Raw genomic sequence first — 17,152 nt, forward strand, 5'->3', positions numbered from 1 at the left:
CGTCTTTCCCCATGGCGCTTCACCAATGCGGCGGCTTGGTCACCGGAACATCGGGAGCGGTCTGCTCCTCCAGCTCCAGGAACCGGTCCGTCAGGGCGGCGAGCTTGCGCTCCATGCGCTCGATAACCTTCCACTGCTCGGCGATCTGGCCGGACAGTTCCTCGATGGTCTTTTCCTGCTCGGCGGCGCGGATTTCCAGCGTCGTCAGCCGATCGTCAGGCATAGCCATGCAAAACCCACCGCTGCGAATATCAAGCTCCCACCTAAGCAGACATTCGTGGGCTGCCCCACGAATATCTGCTTAGCTCTGTTAGTTTTTCAGGCTCTGATCGCAAAACCGTGGGACACTTTTGCGGAACCTGCTCAGGTTCGAAATTGACAAGGGCGCGGGGATTTGTCGAGAGTGAACGGCCGATTGRCATAAGCGGGGCATCATGCTAGGCATTTTGACCAAGCGATAAAAAAATAACGAGTGGGACAGGCTGCATGGCGCAAGCCGCAATCGAGCTCATAGGCATCAACAAGAGTTTTGGCGCCGTGCGCGCCAACCGCGACATCAACCTGGAAGTCGCGCGCGGCACCATCCACGGCATCGTCGGCGAGAACGGCGCCGGCAAGTCGACGCTGATGTCGATTCTGTACGGCTTCTACCAGGCCGACAGCGGCGAAATCCGCGTCGGCGGGAAGCCGGTGTCGATCAGCACCTCCAACGATGCCATCGCGCTCGGCATCGGCATGGTGCACCAGCATTTCATGCTGGTCGACAATTTCACGGTGCTGGAAAATGTCATCCTCGGCGCCGAAAACGATGCGCTGCTGAAGAGCAGCATCGCCAAGGCGCGCTCGGAGCTCGACCGGCTGGAGCGCGAATACGGCCTCGAGGTCGATCCCGACGCCGTCATCGAGGAGCTGCCGGTCGGCCTGCAGCAGCGCGTCGAAATCCTCAAGGCGCTCTACCGCGGCGCCGAGATCCTGATCCTCGACGAGCCGACGGGCGTCTTGACGCCGGCCGAGGCCGACCACCTCTTCCGCATCCTCAAGCAATTGAAGGATCAAGGAAAAACGATCGTGCTCATCACGCACAAGCTGCGCGAGATCATGGCGATCACCGACACGGTTTCGGTGATGCGCCAGGGCACGATGGTGGCGACCCGGGTGACGAAGGAAACCACGGTCGGCGAACTGGCCGAACTGATGGTCGGCAGGCGCGTGCTGCTTCGGGTCGAGAAGGGCCAGTCGGAGGCCGGCGCGGTAAAACTCTCGGTCAAGAACCTGACGGTGAAGGATTCGCGCGGCGTCACCATGGTCGACAATGTCTCCTTCGACGTGCGCGGCGGCGAGATCGTCGGCATCGCCGGCGTCGCCGGCAATGGCCAGTCCGAACTGCTGGAGGCGATCTCCGGCATCCGGCATGCGGTCTCCGGCGAAGTGACGCTGGAAGGCAAGCCGATCGATCTCACCGGCAAGGCCGATCCCGGCGAATTGCGCGACCGCGGGCTCGCCCATGTGCCCGAGGACCGCCACCATGTCGGGCTGGTGCTCGCCTTCGAGGAGAACGAGAATTCGATTCTCGGCTATCACGACGACGAGCGCTATCTGAAGGGACCGTTCCTCGACGTCGACGCCATCATGGCCGACGCGAAGGACAAGATCGAGAAATACGACATCCGTCCCGGCAATCCGCGGCTGAAGACGGCCAATTTCTCCGGCRGCAACCAGCAGAAGATCGTGCTGGCCAGGGAGATGGAGCAGGATCCCGGTGTGCTGATCGTCGGCCAGCCGACGCGCGGCGTCGATGTCGGCGCCATCGAATTCATCCACAAGCGGCTGATCGCCATGCGCGACCAGGGCAAGGCGGTGCTGGTGGTCTCGGTCGAGCTCGACGAGATCCGCTCGCTCTCCGACCGCATCCTGGTGATGTTCGCCGGCCGTGTCGTCGGCGAGCGCGGGCCGGAGGCGACCGAAGGCGAGCTTGGCCTGCTGATGGCAGGCGTCGAGCACCAGGAGGCCGCCGAATGAGCACGCCCTACGCCAAACTGCCGGCCTGGGCCGATTATGGGTTGATTCCGTTGATCAACCTGTCGGTCGCCTTCATCGTCGCCGGCTTCGTCGTCATGCTGGTCGGGGAAAACCCGTTTCGCGCCGCCGTCATCCTGGTCGAAGGCGCCTTCGGCAAGGGCACTGGCATCGCCTTCACCCTGTTCTACGCCACGACCTTCATTTTCACCGGGCTGTCGGTGGCGGTGGCGGCGCATTGCAGCCTGTTCAACATCGGCACCGAGGGCCAGGCCTATATAGGCGGCCTCGGCATCGCGCTCGTCTGCCTGAGCCTCGACAGCGTGATGCCCTGGTGGGTGATCTTTCCGATCGCGATCGTGGCCGCGGCGGCGTTCGGCGCGCTTTGGGGCCTGATCCCGGCCTATCTGCAGGCCAAGCGCGGCTCGCATATCGTCATCACCACCATCATGTTCAACTTCATCGCTGCCTCAGTGATGGTCTATCTGCTGGTCGGTCCGCTGAAGCCGGCCGGCTCGCAGGCGCCGCAGACGCGCAATTTCCTCGCCGGCGCCGAACTGCCGAAGCTCAATTGGATCATCGAATTGTTCGGCGCCAAGATCCGTTCCGCGCCACTCAACATCTGCTTCCTCCTGGCGCTGGTCATGGYCTTCCTGGTCTGGCTTTTGATCTGGCGCACCAGGCTCGGCTACGAGATGCGCACCTATGGTCACAGCCCGAAGGCGGCGCGCTACGCCGGCATTTCGGAAACCCGTATCATCATCACCGCGATGATGATCTCCGGCGCGCTGGCCGGCATGATGGCGCTCAATCCGGTGATGGGCGACCAGCACAATGTCGCGATCGATTTCGTCTCGGGCGCCGGCTATGTCGGCATCGCGGTCGCGCTGATGGGCCGGCTGCATCCGGTCGRCATCGTGCTGGCGGCGATCCTGTTCGGCATGCTCTACCAGGGGGGCGCCGAGCTTGCCTTCGAGATGCCGGCGATCAGCCGCGACATGATCGTCATCATCCAGGGCCTGGTCATCCTGTTTGCCGGTGCGCTGGAGCATATGTTCAGGCCCTATATCCAGGCGCTGTTCGCCTCGGTCAGTCCGAAATCGGTCGGCATGCAGGCGGTGAACGGGAAGGGGGCCTGAGATGGACACGTTCAACGCCATCGTCCAGGTGCTGGATTCAACCATCCGCCTTTCGGTGCCGCTGCTGCTCGCCTGCCTGGCGGGGCTCTATTCGGAGCGGGCCGGCATCTTCGACATCGGGCTGGAAGGCAAGATGCTGGTCGGCGCCTTTGCCGGCGCTTCGGCCGCCGCCGTCTTCCATTCGGCGCTGATCGGCCTCGGCACCGCGGTGCTGATCTCGGTCGCCTTCGCCCTGGTGCACGGCTTCGCCTCGATCACGCATCGCGGCAACCAGATCGTCTCCGGCGTGGCGATCAACTTCGTCGCCGCGGGATCGACCATCATCCTCGGCCAGGCCTGGTTCAGCCAAGGCGGACGCACGCCGGCGTTGCAGCCGGGCGAACGCTTCGCTGCGATCACCTGGCCCGGCGCCGACGCGATCAAGGATGTGCCGATCATCGGCCCGATCTATGCCGAGCTGATCTCCGGCCATTCGATCMTGGTCTATTTCGCCTTCGCCATGGTGCCGTTCACCTGGTGGGTGCTGTTTCGCACCCGTTTTGGCCTCAGGATGCGGGCGGTCGGCGAAAATCCGGCCGCCGTCGACACCGCCGGCATCTCGGTCGCCTGGCTGCGCTATCGCGCGCTGATCTGCACCGGCATCCTCACGGGGGTCGCCGGCGCCTATCTCTCCATGGTGCAGAATGGCGGCTTCGTGAAGGACATGACGGCGGGCAAGGGCTATATCGCGCTGGCAGCGCTGATCTTCGCCAAGTGGAAGCCGGTCAACGCCATGTTCGCCTGCCTTTTGTTCGGCTTCCTCGATGCCGCAGCGATCCGCCTGCAGGGCTCGCCGCTGCCGATCATCGGCAAGGTGCCGGTGCAGTTCATGCAGGCGCTGCCCTATGTGCTCACCGTCATCCTGCTTGCCGGCTTCATCGGCAAGGCCATCCCGCCGCGCGCCGGCGGCGTGCCCTATGTGAAGGAACGCTGAGCCGGAATTTTAGTCCGGCGGCGACCGGCATTTGAACAAGATCGTGGGAGAGAAGAACCGGATGTCGCATGATCTGTTCGAGGCGGCGAAGACGGCGATGGCCAAGGCCTATGCGCCTTATTCAAAGTTCCCGGTGGGTGYCGCGCTGCGCACCGAGGACGGGCGCGTCTTCACCGGCGCCAATATCGAGGTGGCGTCCTATCCGGAAGGCTGGTGCGCCGAGACGACGGCGCTCGGCCACTATATCATGGGCGGCGGCGGCAAGATCGTCGAGATCGCGGTGATCGCCGAACGCATGGCCAAATGCTCGCCCTGCGGTGGCTGCCGGCAGCGGCTGGCGGAATTCTGCCGGCCGGAGACGAAGCTTTATCTGTGCGACGACACCGGCGTGGCCGAGACGGTCACCATGGGCGACATGCTGCCCTACGGCTTCAGGGGCGATATCTTGAAATGATGGAAGCGCTGGATCATCTGGTCGAGAAGCTGGACGGGCTGGCGCCGACGGCGGCRCTCGTGCTGGGCTCGGGTCTCGGCGGGCTGGTCGACCAGGTCAAGGATGCCAGGCGCATCTCCTATGCCGAGTTGCCGGGCTTCCCGCGCAGCGGTGTTTCGGGCCATGCCGGCGAGGTGGTTGCCGGGCATTTCGCCGGCACACCGGTGCTGATGCTGTCCGGCCGTGCGCATTATTACGAGCACGGCAACGCCGCGGCGATGCGCCCGGCGCTGGAGGTGCTTGCCGGCATCGGCATCTCGCATCTGATCCTCACCAACGCCGCCGGCTCGATTGATCCTGAAATGGGACCGGGCTCGGTGATGCTGATCACCGACCACATCAATTTCTCCGGCTCCAATCCGCTGATCGGCGAGCCGAGCGACCGCCGCTTCGTCGGCCTCACCGAGGCCTATGATGCGGGCTTGCGCGGAGCGATCGAGAAGGCTGCGAAGGCAACCGGCACGGCGCTGCATCAAGGCGTCTATATGTGGTTTTCCGGACCATGCTTCGAGACGCCGGCCGAGATCCGCATGGCGCGCGTCATGGGGGCGACGGCGGTCGGCATGTCGACCGTGCCGGAGGTCATCCTCGCCCGCTTCCTCGGGCTCAAGGTCGCCGCCTGCTCGGTCATCACCAACCTGGCGGCCGGCATGACCGGGGCGGAGCTCTCGCACCAGGAAACCAAGGACATGGCGCCGGTCGGCGGCGCGCGGCTGGCGACGATCCTGCGGCGCGTCTTCCAGGACGGTCTGCCCGACTGATGCTGCCGCAGGAGATCATCCGCCGCAAACGCGATGGCCACAAGCTCTCGGCCGATGAGATCGCGGCCTTCGTCGCCGGGCTGACGGCCGRCACCATCTCCGAAGGCCAGGTCGGCGCTTTCGCCATGGCCGTGTTCCTCAACGGCATGAGCCGCGAGGAAGCGGTTGCGCTGACGATCRCCATGCGCGATTCCGGCGACGTGCTCGATTGGTCCGACCTGCCGGGCCCGGTCACCGACAAGCATTCGACGGGCGGCGTCGGCGATAATGTCTCGCTGATGCTGGCGCCGATCGTCGCCGCCTGCGGCGCTTATGTGCCGATGATCTCGGGCCGCGGCCTCGGCCACACCGGCGGCACGCTCGACAAGATGGATGCCATCCCCGGCTACACCAGCCAGCCGGACGTGGCGCTCTTCCGCAAGACGGTGCTCGAGGCTGGCTGCGCCATCATCGGCCAGACTGCCGATCTGGCGCCTGCCGATCGCCGGCTCTACGCGATCCGCGACGTGACGGGCACGGTCGAATCGATCCCGCTGATCACCGCTTCGATCCTGTCGAAGAAGCTCGCCGCGGGCCTGGGCTCGCTGGTGCTCGACGTCAAGGTCGGCAACGGCGCCTTCATGGAGAAGTCGCGCGATGCGGTTGCCCTGGCGAACAGCCTGGTCGAGGTGGCCAACGGCGCCGGCCTGAGCGCATCGGCGCTGGTGACGGGCATGAACGAGCCGCTGGCCTCGGCCGCCGGCAACGCGGTCGAGGTGAAGAACGCTGTCGATTTCCTCACTGGGCGCTATCGCGATCGCCGGCTGGAGGATGTGACGCTGGCGCTGGCAGCCGAGATGCTGCAGTCGGCGGGGCTGGTTTCGTCGCAGCAAGATGGCCTCAGGCGTGCGACCGAAGCGCTCGCCGGCGGCCGAGCGGCCGCCGTCTTCGCGCGGATGGTGGCCGTGCTTGGCGGTCCCGGCGATTTCGTCGAGAAGCCGGAAAAATACCTGCCGACGGCGCCGGTCGAACTGGCCGTGAAAGCGGAACAGGACGGATTCGTGACCGGCATCGCCACGCGCGACATCGGGCTTGCCGTCGTCACGCTTGGTGGCGGGCGTTCGCATCCGGACGACAAGATCGATCACGCCGTCGGTTTGACCCGGCTGTTGCCGGTCGGCGCCGAACTGCGCTCGGGCGAGGCATTGGCGCTGGTGCATGCGCGCACCGAAGCGGAGGCCGAAGCGGCGGCGGCCGCGGTGCGTGCTGCTTATGCGATCGGGGGTTCCAAGCCGCCCGCCGAAAAGACCGTGCTCAGGCGGATACTGCCTCGCTGATCAGGCTATTGGACGAGCAGCAGCGAGCCGTCCTGAACCTGGTATTTCTGCAGCCGCTGCAGGAAGCTCATGCCGATCAGGTTGGTTTGCAGCGCCCTGTCGTCGAGCACCATCGCCTGAACGTTGTCGATGGAGATCTTGCCGATCTGCAGGCGCGAGACCGTCACCACGGCGGCTTTGATCGCGCCGTTGGCGGTGTTCACCTGGTGATTGAAGTCGGACGGGTTGAGCGAGATGCCGATCCTGCGCGCCGTCGAGGTGTTGATGGCGACCAATGTCGCGCCGGTGTCGATCATGCCGTCGATCTGACGGCCGTTCAGCTTGAACTGCGAGGTGAAGTGGCCGCGCGCATCGGCGTTGACCAGCACCTGGYGGCCGAGCGGCATCGGCGCCRCCGGCTTGTCCGGGACGGAAGCGAGATTGACCTGCGGCTGGGCCTCCGGGGCTGTCGGCTGCGGGGCGACGGTCGATTTCAAGAGGCCGTCCACCAGATGCGGGTTAGCCTGATAGACGATCGGAATCGAAGCCGAGGTTCCGGCAAAGATGCCGAGGATGAGAAGCTTGCGCAGCATGGATGCCCCTAGATCGTTTCACCGTTTCAAGGAAACGTTGAACCGCTCTATCCCTTTGTTTTGAAGCAATTCCGAACGGAAAACCGCTTCACACTTTTCCTGGAATTGCTCCCGAAAGCAGCATCCTTAAGTCCGCCATGGTTTTTATGATTTTAACTCGTGCCGGAACCGCAAGCTTGCGTAAACGGCCAGTTAAGAAACGCGCTCACTTTGTCCCGTACATCCGGTCGCCGGCGTCGCCGAGGCCGGGCATGATATAGCCCTTGTCGTTCAACTGGCGGTCGATCGAGGCGGTGAAGATCGGCACGTCGGGATGCGCCCTGGTGAAGCGCTCGATCCCTTCGGGTGCGGCGAGCAGGCACAGGAAGCGGATGTTGGTGGCACCGCGCCCCTTCAGCTTGTCGATCGCGGCGATCGCCGAATTCGCGGTCGCCAGCATCGGATCGACGACGATCACCAGCCGGTCGGCAAGATCGCTCGGCGCCTTGAAGAAATATTCGACGGYTTCCAGCGTCTCATGGTCGCGGTAGAGGCCGATATGGGCGACGCGGGCGGCCGRCACCAGGTCGAGCAGGCCCTCGAGCAGGCCGTTGCCGGCGCGCAGCACCGAGGCGAAGACCAGCTTCTTGCCTTCCAGCGTCGGTGCCTCCATCTCCTCGATCGGCGTCTCGATCATGGTCGTGGTCAGCTCGAGATTGCGGGTCACCTCATAGCCGAGCAGAAGCGAAATCTCGCGCAGCAGCCGCCGGAAGCCGGCCGTCGAGGTCTCCTTCTTGCGCATGATGGTCAGCTTGTGCTGGACAAGGGGGTGGTCGACGACGGTGACGCCCTGCATCGAGATCTCCTTAGACTTGCTTGAGACGACCCTAGCGACAATGTGCCGGCCAAGGAACCGCCCGGCGGCCATCCACCACAGCTTTTGCCCTGAATCCAGAGGAAGAAGCGAATCCGGAAGACGAAATCAGCGTCGGCCGCCATTCACGCGGGCGAGCAGCATAGCCTTGGTCTTCCTATCCACGAAGGYCGCCTCGACGGCCGTCCTGGTGACGGCGGTGAGCGCCTTGTCGTCCATGCGGAAATGCTCGGCGGCGATATCGTATTCGCGCTTCAGCGAAGTCCAGAAATAGGGCGGGTCGTCGGAGTTGAGCGTCACCTTGCAGCCGGCGGCGCGCAACGCCGGGAAGGGATGGTCGGCGAAGCTGTCGAAGACCTTCAAGGCGATGTTGGAGCCTGGGCAGCATTCCAGCACCACGCCCTGGTCGGCGATGCGGCGGACGAGGTCGGGGTTCCCGATGGCGCGAACGCCATGGCCGATGCGGGCGGGGCGGATGTGGTCGAGCGCCGCCTTGACACTTTCCCAGCCCATCAGCTCGCCGGCATGGATGGTGATGCCGAGGCCGGCTTCGCGCGCGATCTCGACGGCGCGCACATAGTCCTCGAAATCRCCGACGCGCTCGTCGCCGGCGACGCCGAAACCGGTCACCAGCGGATGGCCGCAGCGTGCCGCGAAGCGCGCCGCCTGCTCGATCGCCTCGACGCCGACATGGCGCACGCCGGTAACGATCATGCGCCCCTCGATGCCGGTCTTGGCCCTGGCGCGCACGATGCCTTCGCCCAGCGCATCCGTATAGGCTTTTGGCGACAGCCCGGCCTTCTTGGCATGATCCGGCGAGGTGAAGATCTCGGAATAGATGGCGCCGTCGCGGGCGAGGCTGGTCAGATAATGGTCGGCGAGGCGCGCATAGTCCTCTTCGCTGCGGAACAGGTCGGATGCAAAATCGTAAGCGGCGAGAAAGGAGGTGAAATCGTGCCAGACGAAGGAGCCGTCCTGGATGTAGGGCGAAGGATCCTTGCCGTATTTGCGGGCCTGGGCGACGACGAGCTCGGGCGCCGCCGCGCCTTCGATGTGGCAGTGCAGTTCGGCCTTCAAAATCATGCGGTCATCCCGTCCGGTATGCTGCTCTCGCACAGGTGCTGGCCGGAAAATCACGCAAGACCTTGCCCGACCGGGTTTTGAAAGCGYGGCCGAAAACCGCGCCTTGGACAATAGCGTCGGCACCATCGATCGGCTATGGTCCCGCCGGTTTTATGACGGATCAAAATAATGTCAGTTGAGAGAACCACGGCCGCGGGCGGCATGGAAACCTCCTATGGTTTCAGGAAGGTCGGGGCAGGCGAGAAGCAGCCCCTGGTCAACGACGTCTTCCATAAGGTGGCCAATCGATACGACCTGATGAACGATCTGATGTCGGCCGGGTTGCATCGACTGTGGAAGGACGCGATGGTCGCCTGGCTGAACCCGCCGAAGCGGCCGGGCTGGAAGGTGCTCGACGTGGCCGGCGGCACCGGCGATATCGCCTTCCGCATCGTCGAGGCCAGCCAGCGCCAGGCCCATGCCACGGTGCTCGACATCAACGGCTCCATGCTGGCGGTCGGCCGCGACCGGGCCGAGAAGCAGGGYCTGGCCGCAAACACGGACTTTGTCGAAGYCAATGCGGAGGAATTGCCGTTCGAGGACGACACTTTCGACGCTTATACGATCGCGTTCGGCATCCGTAACGTGCCGCGCATCGAAGTCGCGCTTGCCGAAGCCTATCGCGTGCTGAAGCGCGGCGGACGGTTTCTGTGCCTGGAGTTCTCCGAGGTCGAGATGCCGCTGCTCGACAAGGCCTATGAAGCCTGGTCGTTCAACGCGATCCCCAGGATCGGCAAGGCGGTGACCGGCGACGGCGAGCCCTATTCCTATCTGGTCGAATCCATCCGTAAGTTCCCCAACCAGCAGAATTTCGCGGCGATGATCGCCCGCGCCGGCTTCGACCGCRTCACCTTCCGCAACTATTCTGGCGGCATCGCCGCCCTTCATTCCGGCTGGAAGCTTTGAGGCGCGGCCCTTTGCAGCAGAAGCAGGCCCCTTTGAAGCAGCTCTCCTTGACGCAGGTTGGGCTATGAGCAGCGTCGCTGCCGCCTTCAGACTCGCCCGGGCCGGCTGGGTGCTGGTCCGCGAGGGCGTCGTCGCGGCGTTGCCAGGCGAAGAGCTCTCCGGCATGCCGAAATTCGGCTGGCGGGTGGCGCGGCTTTTCACCCGCCGCCGGGCGCTGAGCTACCAGCGCGGCGACAGGCTGGCGCGGGCAGTGGTGCGGCTTGGCCCCTCCTACGTCAAGCTCGGCCAGTTCCTGGCAACGCGGCCCGACGTCGTCGGCAACGACATGGCGCTCGACCTCGCGCTCTTGCAGGACAAGATGCATACGTTCCCGAAGGCGGAGGCGATCCATGCGATCGAAGCCTCGCTCGGGCGCAGGATCGACGACCTCTATGCCAGCTTCGGCGAACCGGTTGCGGCGGCCTCGATCGCGCAGGTGCACAGCGCCGAAGTCGTGCGCGAGGGTGTCGCTTCGCGGGTGGCGGTGAAGGTTATCCGGCCCGGCGTGCGGCGCCGCTTCTTCCAGGATCTCGAAAGCTATTTCCTCGCTGCCCACCTGCAGGAGAAATATATCCCCTCGTCACGCCGCCTGCGCCCGGTCGAGGTGACCCAGACGCTGGCGCAGACCACCAGAATCGAGATGGATCTGAGGCTCGAGGCGGCGGCGCTTTCCGAGCTCGGCGAGAACACCAAGGACGATACGGGTTTTCGCGTGCCMGTGGTCGACTGGGAGCGGACCGGCCGCGACGTGCTCACCATGGAGTGGATCGACGGCGTCAAGATGAACGACATCGCTGGCCTCGCCGCCGCCGGGCATGACCTCAAGGCGATCGCCGCCAATCTCATCCAGTCGTTCCTGCGGCACACGCTGCGCGACGGCTTCTTCCATGCCGACATGCATCCGGGGAACCTGTTCGTCGAGGCGGACGGCACCATCGTCGCCGTCGATCTCGGCATTGCCGGCCGGCTCGGCAAGAAGGAACGGCGCTTCCTCGCCGAGATCCTTTACGGCTTCATCGTGCGCGATTATCAGCGCGTCGCYGAGGTGCATTTCGAGGCAGGCTATGTGCCGCGCCAGCACAATGTCTCTGCCTTCGCGCAGGCGATCCGCGCCATTGGCGAGCCGATCCACGGCCAGTCGGCCGAGACCATCTCGATGGCGAAGTTGCTGACGCTGTTGTTCGAAGTCACCGAGCTGTTCGATATGGCGACGCGGACCGAGCTGGTGCTTCTGCAAAAGACCATGGTGGTGGTGGAAGGCGTCGCGCGCACGCTCGATCCAGCCTTCAACATGTGGAAGACGTCCGAGCCCGTGGTCAGCGACTGGATCGCCGGCAATCTTGGCCCGCGCGGCATGCTCGCCGATGCGCGCGACGCGGGCAGGGCCCTTGTGTCGCTGGCAAGGCAGGCGCCGGATCTCGTGGCCCGCACCGAGCGGCTGTCACGCGAGATCGACCTGATGGCGGAGAACGGCCTGCGCTTCGACGAGGCGACCGCGCGCGCCATAGGCAGGGCGGAAGCGCGCCACACCCGTTCCGGCCGCGTAGCGCTCTGGGTGATCGCGCTGACGCTGATCTATATCGCGTGGAAGTTGCTTTGACCGCCATGCGGCTTGTCGCCGATTGATTGCATTGCTATCATTGCAAGCGTTACTTGAAGCGAGTGCAATCACATGGCCAGCATCACGATCCGCAATCTGGATGACGAGGTCAAGGACCTGCTCCGGCAGCTGGCGGCCGAGAATGGCCGTTCGATGGAGGAGCAGGCGCGGGCGATGATACGCGCCGCGGTCGAAGGTCGGGCAGGGCAGGCCGAGCGCATCGGCCAGATCGAGGAAAAGCTGCGTGCGCTGACGGGTTCGAAGGAGCAGGCAGCGCCGGTCGTCRCCGCATCCGCCAAATCAGTTTCGCGAGGTTCTCTCTCCGGCAAGCGCATCCTGCTCGTCATCGGCGGCGGCATCRCCGCCTACAAGGCGCTCGACCTGATCCGGCGGCTGCGCGAGCGCAGCGCGTCGGTACGGGTGGTGATGACGTCGGCCGCGCAGCAATTCGTCACCACGCTGTCGGTCGGCGCGCTTTCAGCCGACCATGTCTTCACCGAGCTGTTCGACCGCAATGACGAGCACGATGTCGGCCACATCAGGCTGTCGCGCGAGGCCGATCTGCTGGTCGTCGCGCCGGCCACAGCCGACCTGATGGCCAAGCTCGCCAACGGCCATGCCAACGATCTTGCCTCGACGGTGCTTCTGGCCACCGACAAGAAGGTGCTGATGGCGCCGGCCATGAACCCGAAAATGTGGGCGCATCCGGCAACGCGCCGCAACCGGGCGATCTTGCAGAAGGACGGCATCGCCTTTGTCGGTCCCGCCAAGGGCGAGATGGCCGAGAGCAACGAAGCGGGCGAGGGCCGCATGGCCGAGCCGCTGGAGATCGCCRCCGCGATCGAGGCCATGCTCGACGAGAAGCCGAAGCCGCTTGCCGGCCGCAGGATCATCGTCACCTCCGGGYCGACGCATGAGCCGATCGATCCGGTGCGCTACATCGCCAACCGCTCGTCGGGCAAGCAGGGCCATGCGATCGCGGCCGCTCTTGCCAAGCTCGGCGCCGATGTGCGGCTGGTTTCCGGTCCGGTCACCATCGCCGATCCGGCCGGTGTCGCGACCACCCATGTCGAAACGGCCGCTCAGATGAAGCAGGCGGTCGAGAGCCTGTTGCCGGCGGATGCCGCCGTGTTCGTCGCCGCCGTCGCCGACTGGCGCACGGCGAACGCCGCCGGTGAGAAGATCAAGAAGGTGGCGGGCGAGAGGCCGCCTTCGCTGCAGATGGTCGAAAATCCCGACATCCTGGCAGGCATCGGCCATCATGCGCAGCGGCCTGGCCTCGTCGTCGGCTTCGCCRCCGAGACGCAGGACCTCATCGCCAATGCCGAGGCCAAGCTCAAGAAAAAGGGCGCCGACTTCATCGTCGCCAACGACGTTTCGCATGAAAGCGGCATCGGCCCGTCCGGCGTGATGGGCGGCGACCGCAACAAGGTGCGCATCGTCTCCAGAACCGGCGTCGAGGAATGGCCGGAAATGGGCAAGGACGAGGTGGCGGTGCGGCTCGCCGCGCTGATCGCAGAGCGGCTGCGACAGACCGTCGTCGTTTAGTCTAGACCCTTTGTTTCGACGCAATTCCGGACGGAGAACCGCTCACACTTTTCCTGGAATTGCTCTAGCCGGGCGCTTGCTGAGGCCGCAGCGTCGGCAGCGCGATGCTCAGCGCGGCGATGCATCCCAGGACAGCCAGAGGCACGAAGGCGAGGAACAGCCAGCCGGCGACGCCGGCAGCCGCTTCACGGTTCAGGCCCTCCGAGAAGCCGCTGGCATTGGCGACGATGCCGGCAAGCGCTGCGCCCACCGCGTAGCCGATGCGCTGCATGGTCGGCACGGCGGCCGAGGCGATCGTCTGCTCGCCGTCGCGCGCCGAAGCGACGATGACGCGCGTGAGAAAGGGCCAGCAAACGCCGAAGCCGCCGCCCTGCAGCAGGGCGCAGAGCAGGATCAGCGGGATCGAGCCTGCCGGGATGGTGTAGGCGAAGCCGGCGAGGCCGGAGGCGATCATCAGCGCGCCGACGACGATGATCAGCCTCTCGCGCTCCAGCGGCGCATTGGCGATGAGGATCGACAGGATCGACCAGGCGATCGATTCGGCAGCGATGATGTAGCCGGTGGTCAGGATCGGAATGCCGTGCAGCGTGGTGAGAAGCAGCGGCCCGTAAATGGTGAAGGTGCAGGTCGCCACAGAGAATGCCGCAACCATGGTCATGCCGCTGCCAAGCGGCGAGCGCCATGAAAACAGAGGCGACGGAAAGAGCCGGGATTGCGGCCTGAGCGCATCGATGCGGAAGAACAGCGCCAGGCCGATCAGGCCGAGCAGGAGGAGCAGGGACGAGCGCAACAGGGCGATGTCGATACCGGCGCCGGCGATCAGCACGACGCTGAGGGCGAGGCAGGCGAGCGCCGGATAGGGGAAGGGTGGCGCCTTGCCGCTGCCCGCCTGTGGCTTCCTTGCCTCAGGCGTGTCGAGCACAATGAAGCTTGCCAGCGCCATCGCCGCGCCGCCGAAGGTGAAGATGCCGAAGGCCCAGCGCCACGACAGGAACTCGGTCATGAGGGCGCCGAGCATCGGGCCGCTGAAGGCGGCGACGCCCCAGATCGCGGACATGATGCCGAAGAGCTGCGGCCAGATGTTACGTGGAAACAGGCGCTCGACCGAGACGAAGGCCAGCGATACGAGCGCGCCGCCGCCAAGCCCTTCGACCAGGCGTCCGATGAGGAACAACGGCATGGAAGGCGCCGTGGCGCAGATCAGCGCGCCGATCGCGTAGAGCAGCGCGGCGACCATCATGTTGGAGCGCAGGGCGACATAGCTGACCAGCCGTCCGGCCGCGGCACCGGCGACGATCGCGCCAAGCTCGTAGATCGCCAACGACCAGCCGACCAGTTGCACGCCCGCGAGATCGCCGACCATGGCCGGCATCACCGTCGCCACCATCGTCTCGTTGGTGGCATGCAGCAGGATGCCGAGGCTGACGAAGCAGAAGCGCGCCAGGTCGCCGCTTGCCCACAGCGCCCGCCAATCCACCCTTTTGCCGGTCACTTTGTTGCCGCTTRCTGCCGTCACGCCGATCTCCTGCCTGCTTTGCGCACCTCATCCGCGTTGCGAACGAGGCTCTATCGGGTCGAGCATGATCTCCTCCGAAAACCGGTTTCCATCTTCGGGATCATGCTTTGGATCCAGTTCGGCGGAGCTTGTAAAACCTCAAGCGCGGTTGGGCTCAAGAGGCTTTTTCACGCTCACGGAAGGATTGCGGCAGAAGGGCCTGGCCTGTCGCGGTCGGCCAGTCAGCTTGCCGCACCACCGGAAGGTGAAGGCACGCGGGATATGTCCGGGAAATCAGTGAACAGGGTCCGGCTCGGGTTCGGATAGACGACGGCAACCGTCGATGACGGGATGGATGGTCCACTGGTTTTCCGGATCCTGTTGGGCTGCGACGGTCAACGGCGAGCCAGCTGAATCCACGGCCTCGCACCAGCGGTCGGAGCTGCCGTCCGGAACCGAAGATTCGTTCCAGCTGCCGTTCCATGTGCCGATCTTCTGACAGTGCTTGATCGGGTGGATCTCATTCCAGCCTTCATGGGCGGAATCATAGACCCACGTCCCCTTGACGAACAGGATGTCGGCGCCGCGCCGCGTCGGATCATTKACGTGAAGGTCGCCGAGATTCTCGTCGACATCGGTTGGATTGGCCGTGTCGAGAATGCCGACGATGCCGCCGACTATGACGATTGCGGCCGCGATGACCGTCAGGATCGCGCATGYGATCCATCCGAAGAAGGGAATGGCRCAAGCCACCGCGGCTGCGGTGGCCACGGGGATCGCGGCAAGGCAGGCGATCATCAGATCGTAGACGCCGGCGCCTTCGAATTCGCAGTGAAGCACCGCGGTAGGGTCGTCATTGGCCCACTGACGTGCCTCCAGTCCCTGCCAATCGAGGCCCGCATTCTTGATGGTAGGGGTGTTGGCGAGCAGGCGTCCGAACGGCTGGATCTTCTCGGCCTCGGYCTGCGGCGTGAATTCGAAGACGTTTCCCGGGACCAGATTGAGACTGTAGTCGGTATCGAAGCGATCGAGACCGGACTTCTCCTGTGGYGGATCGATCTTGAGCAGCCAGCCAACCGCACATTCGTCGCCGCCAAGGCAGACCAGCCGATCGTAAAGCCACCAGCGGCAGTATGCGAGGATGGCCGCGAGGGCGACCAGCAGGACCRCCGGCCCGGCAACGACGCCGACCAGGATCAGCGGCAGCGCAACCACGGCAGCGGCAATGATCACCTGCGCATATTGCTTACCGATATGATTTCCGACCGAAATGCATTTCGTGTAGTGCCGGTAAGCCATGGCGGTTCCTACCGTTCGACATAAAGCGTCACGCCGCCGGYAAGTCCGCGCGCCGAGAAGGCGTGGACGTTGATCGCCTTGCGGCCGGTGAAGCCGGCCGGTGGCTCGATATTGACGGCGACGGAAATTTCTTCTCCGGGACCGAGGGCGGCTTGCGCCGGGTCGAAGGTGACAAGCCAGCCGGAGGGAATGGGATGTGCCTGACGGGTATGGCCGGCAGGCACTGCCGCGATGGTGCCGGGAAAGGTGCGCAGCGGCCGGCGGGATGRCCTCGGACGGGGCCGCTCGCCGCAGATCGGCAATTCAGGCAATGCATAGGCGTCGGCTTCAAGCCGAAACTCGGCCCTCTCCCGTTCGCCGTTGCGCAGACGGAATTCGAACTTTGCCGGGGAATGGGCGACGCCGACGGTGGTGTTGTCCTGCCCGAGGTTGTTGTTGGGGTTCACGTCGTCCAGCCAATCGAGCAGCACCTGAATGCAGTAATGGCCGGGGTCGGCCGGCGTGCGCCATTTGACCGAAGCGAAGGCCGGATGATTTGCGCCGCCTTTGACTCCGAGATCGGTCTTTGCCTCGTCTATCCAGGTCGAGGTGGTCCCGATGCCGAAACTCAGATAGGAGAACTTCACCGGCAGATCGACGACCGGCGCCTCGGTCGAGTTGTTCCAGATGCGCGCGACCACCTCATATTCGGTGTCCGGCTCCAGCATATGCGGCGGGACGGTGGCGCCACCGCGCTTGATCTCGATATCCGGATTGTCCCAGGTGACAGCCAGGCCCTGGCCCATCAGATAGTACTGAGCGTAGATCAAAGGGTCCGGCCGCTTGTAAGCGGGGTCGCTGATCTTGACGCAGCGTTGCGGCCCGCTCCGGTCGAGCCGGCTAGGGAGCTTGGCTCTTTCGCAAATCAACCTGACGCGCGCGCAAATCTGCCCGGCTATCCGGCGCAGATTGTCTGGCCACTCCTTGAAGGCGTCGACGATCGCCCTCAGGAATTCCAATATTTTGGGGACCGGGCTCACG

At 64.8% G+C, this 17,152-nt stretch carries 16 protein-coding genes; 9 read left to right on the forward strand and 7 right to left on the reverse strand.

Going from position 1 to position 17,152, the window contains the following annotated elements:
* Positions 1-19: 19 nt before the first annotated feature.
* The gene (locus LCM4576_RS14990; protein ID WP_040990189.1) at positions 20-229 is read right to left on the reverse strand and encodes a SlyX family protein; all 210 of its coding nucleotides are present in this window, start codon (positions 227-229) and stop codon (positions 20-22) included.
* A gap of 257 nt (positions 230-486) precedes the next feature.
* Here LCM4576_RS14990 and LCM4576_RS14995 point away from each other — a divergent pair, with 257 nt between their 5' ends.
* The 6 genes from LCM4576_RS14995 to deoA all read left to right on the forward strand — a co-directional run bounded on the left by LCM4576_RS14995 (position 487) and on the right by deoA (position 6,698).
* Positions 487-2,019: an ABC transporter ATP-binding protein gene (locus LCM4576_RS14995; RefSeq protein ID WP_071032807.1), complete on the forward strand. Its 1,533-nt coding sequence runs from the start codon at positions 487-489 to the stop codon at positions 2,017-2,019.
* Complete coding sequence (locus LCM4576_RS15000; RefSeq protein WP_071032809.1) at positions 2,016-3,155, forward strand: ABC transporter permease; 1,140 nt, start codon at positions 2,016-2,018, stop codon at positions 3,153-3,155. The genes LCM4576_RS14995 and LCM4576_RS15000 overlap by 4 nt, the downstream gene beginning before the upstream one ends.
* A gap of 1 nt (position 3,156) precedes the next feature.
* Entirely contained in the window at positions 3,157-4,128 is a 972-nt protein-coding gene (locus LCM4576_RS15005; protein WP_071032811.1) for an ABC transporter permease, read from the forward strand.
* 61 nt (positions 4,129-4,189) lie between these two features.
* Positions 4,190-4,582 (forward strand): cytidine deaminase, encoded by a 393-nt coding sequence (gene cdd / locus LCM4576_RS15010; RefSeq protein WP_071033152.1) that lies wholly within the window; start codon positions 4,190-4,192, stop codon positions 4,580-4,582.
* Positions 4,579-5,382 carry a purine-nucleoside phosphorylase gene (locus LCM4576_RS15015; RefSeq protein ID WP_041004856.1) on the forward strand — a complete coding sequence of 268 codons (804 nt, stop codon included), beginning with the start codon at positions 4,579-4,581 and terminating at the stop codon, positions 5,380-5,382. Before cdd ends, LCM4576_RS15015 begins: the two co-directional genes overlap by 4 nt.
* Positions 5,382-6,698 (forward strand): thymidine phosphorylase, encoded by a 1,317-nt coding sequence (gene deoA / locus LCM4576_RS15020; protein ID WP_071032812.1) that lies wholly within the window; start codon positions 5,382-5,384, stop codon positions 6,696-6,698. The genes LCM4576_RS15015 and deoA overlap by 1 nt, the downstream gene beginning before the upstream one ends.
* A gap of 5 nt (positions 6,699-6,703) precedes the next feature.
* Here the strand turns inward: deoA and LCM4576_RS15025 are convergent, their stop codons facing one another.
* The 3 genes from LCM4576_RS15025 to LCM4576_RS15035 all read right to left on the reverse strand — a co-directional run bounded on the left by LCM4576_RS15025 (position 6,704) and on the right by LCM4576_RS15035 (position 9,206).
* Positions 6,704-7,270, reverse strand: coding sequence for a TIGR02281 family clan AA aspartic protease (locus LCM4576_RS15025; protein WP_071032814.1), 567 nt, complete (start codon positions 7,268-7,270; stop codon positions 6,704-6,706).
* 205 nt (positions 7,271-7,475) lie between these two features.
* Positions 7,476-8,105, reverse strand: coding sequence for a uracil phosphoribosyltransferase (gene upp / locus LCM4576_RS15030; protein WP_071032818.1), 630 nt, complete (start codon positions 8,103-8,105; stop codon positions 7,476-7,478).
* A 126-nt stretch (positions 8,106-8,231) separates the two neighbouring features.
* Entirely contained in the window at positions 8,232-9,206 is a 975-nt protein-coding gene (locus tag LCM4576_RS15035; RefSeq protein WP_071032820.1) for an adenosine deaminase, read from the reverse strand.
* A gap of 168 nt (positions 9,207-9,374) precedes the next feature.
* Here LCM4576_RS15035 and ubiE point away from each other — a divergent pair, with 168 nt between their 5' ends.
* The 3 genes from ubiE to coaBC all read left to right on the forward strand — a co-directional run bounded on the left by ubiE (position 9,375) and on the right by coaBC (position 13,338).
* Positions 9,375-10,151 (forward strand): bifunctional demethylmenaquinone methyltransferase/2-methoxy-6-polyprenyl-1,4-benzoquinol methylase UbiE, encoded by a 777-nt coding sequence (gene ubiE, locus LCM4576_RS15040; RefSeq protein WP_071032822.1) that lies wholly within the window; start codon positions 9,375-9,377, stop codon positions 10,149-10,151.
* Between the two features lie 64 nt (positions 10,152-10,215).
* Complete coding sequence (gene ubiB / locus LCM4576_RS15045) at positions 10,216-11,790, forward strand: 2-polyprenylphenol 6-hydroxylase (protein ID WP_041004851.1); 1,575 nt, start codon at positions 10,216-10,218, stop codon at positions 11,788-11,790.
* Between the two features lie 72 nt (positions 11,791-11,862).
* Complete coding sequence (gene coaBC / locus LCM4576_RS15050; RefSeq protein ID WP_071032824.1) at positions 11,863-13,338, forward strand: bifunctional phosphopantothenoylcysteine decarboxylase/phosphopantothenate--cysteine ligase CoaBC; 1,476 nt, start codon at positions 11,863-11,865, stop codon at positions 13,336-13,338.
* A 64-nt stretch (positions 13,339-13,402) separates the two neighbouring features.
* Here coaBC and LCM4576_RS15055 read toward each other — a convergent pair whose 3' ends face one another.
* From LCM4576_RS15055 to LCM4576_RS15065, 3 genes are all read right to left on the reverse strand, one after another.
* On the reverse strand, positions 13,403-14,854 hold the full coding sequence (locus LCM4576_RS15055) for an MFS transporter (protein ID WP_083361405.1): 1,452 nt from the start codon (positions 14,852-14,854) through the stop codon (positions 13,403-13,405).
* Positions 14,855-15,127: 273 nt separating this feature from the next.
* Positions 15,128-16,132: a hypothetical protein gene (locus LCM4576_RS15060; RefSeq protein WP_071032827.1), complete on the reverse strand. Its 1,005-nt coding sequence runs from the start codon at positions 16,130-16,132 to the stop codon at positions 15,128-15,130.
* Positions 16,133-16,140: 8 nt separating this feature from the next.
* Positions 16,141-17,151, reverse strand: coding sequence for a hypothetical protein (locus LCM4576_RS15065; RefSeq protein WP_131803252.1), 1,011 nt, complete (start codon positions 17,149-17,151; stop codon positions 16,141-16,143).
* Position 17,152: the final 1 nt, after the last annotated feature.

Source organism: Mesorhizobium sp. LCM 4576 (assembly GCF_001854815.1).
Taxonomy (GTDB): domain Bacteria; phylum Pseudomonadota; class Alphaproteobacteria; order Rhizobiales; family Rhizobiaceae; genus Mesorhizobium; species Mesorhizobium plurifarium.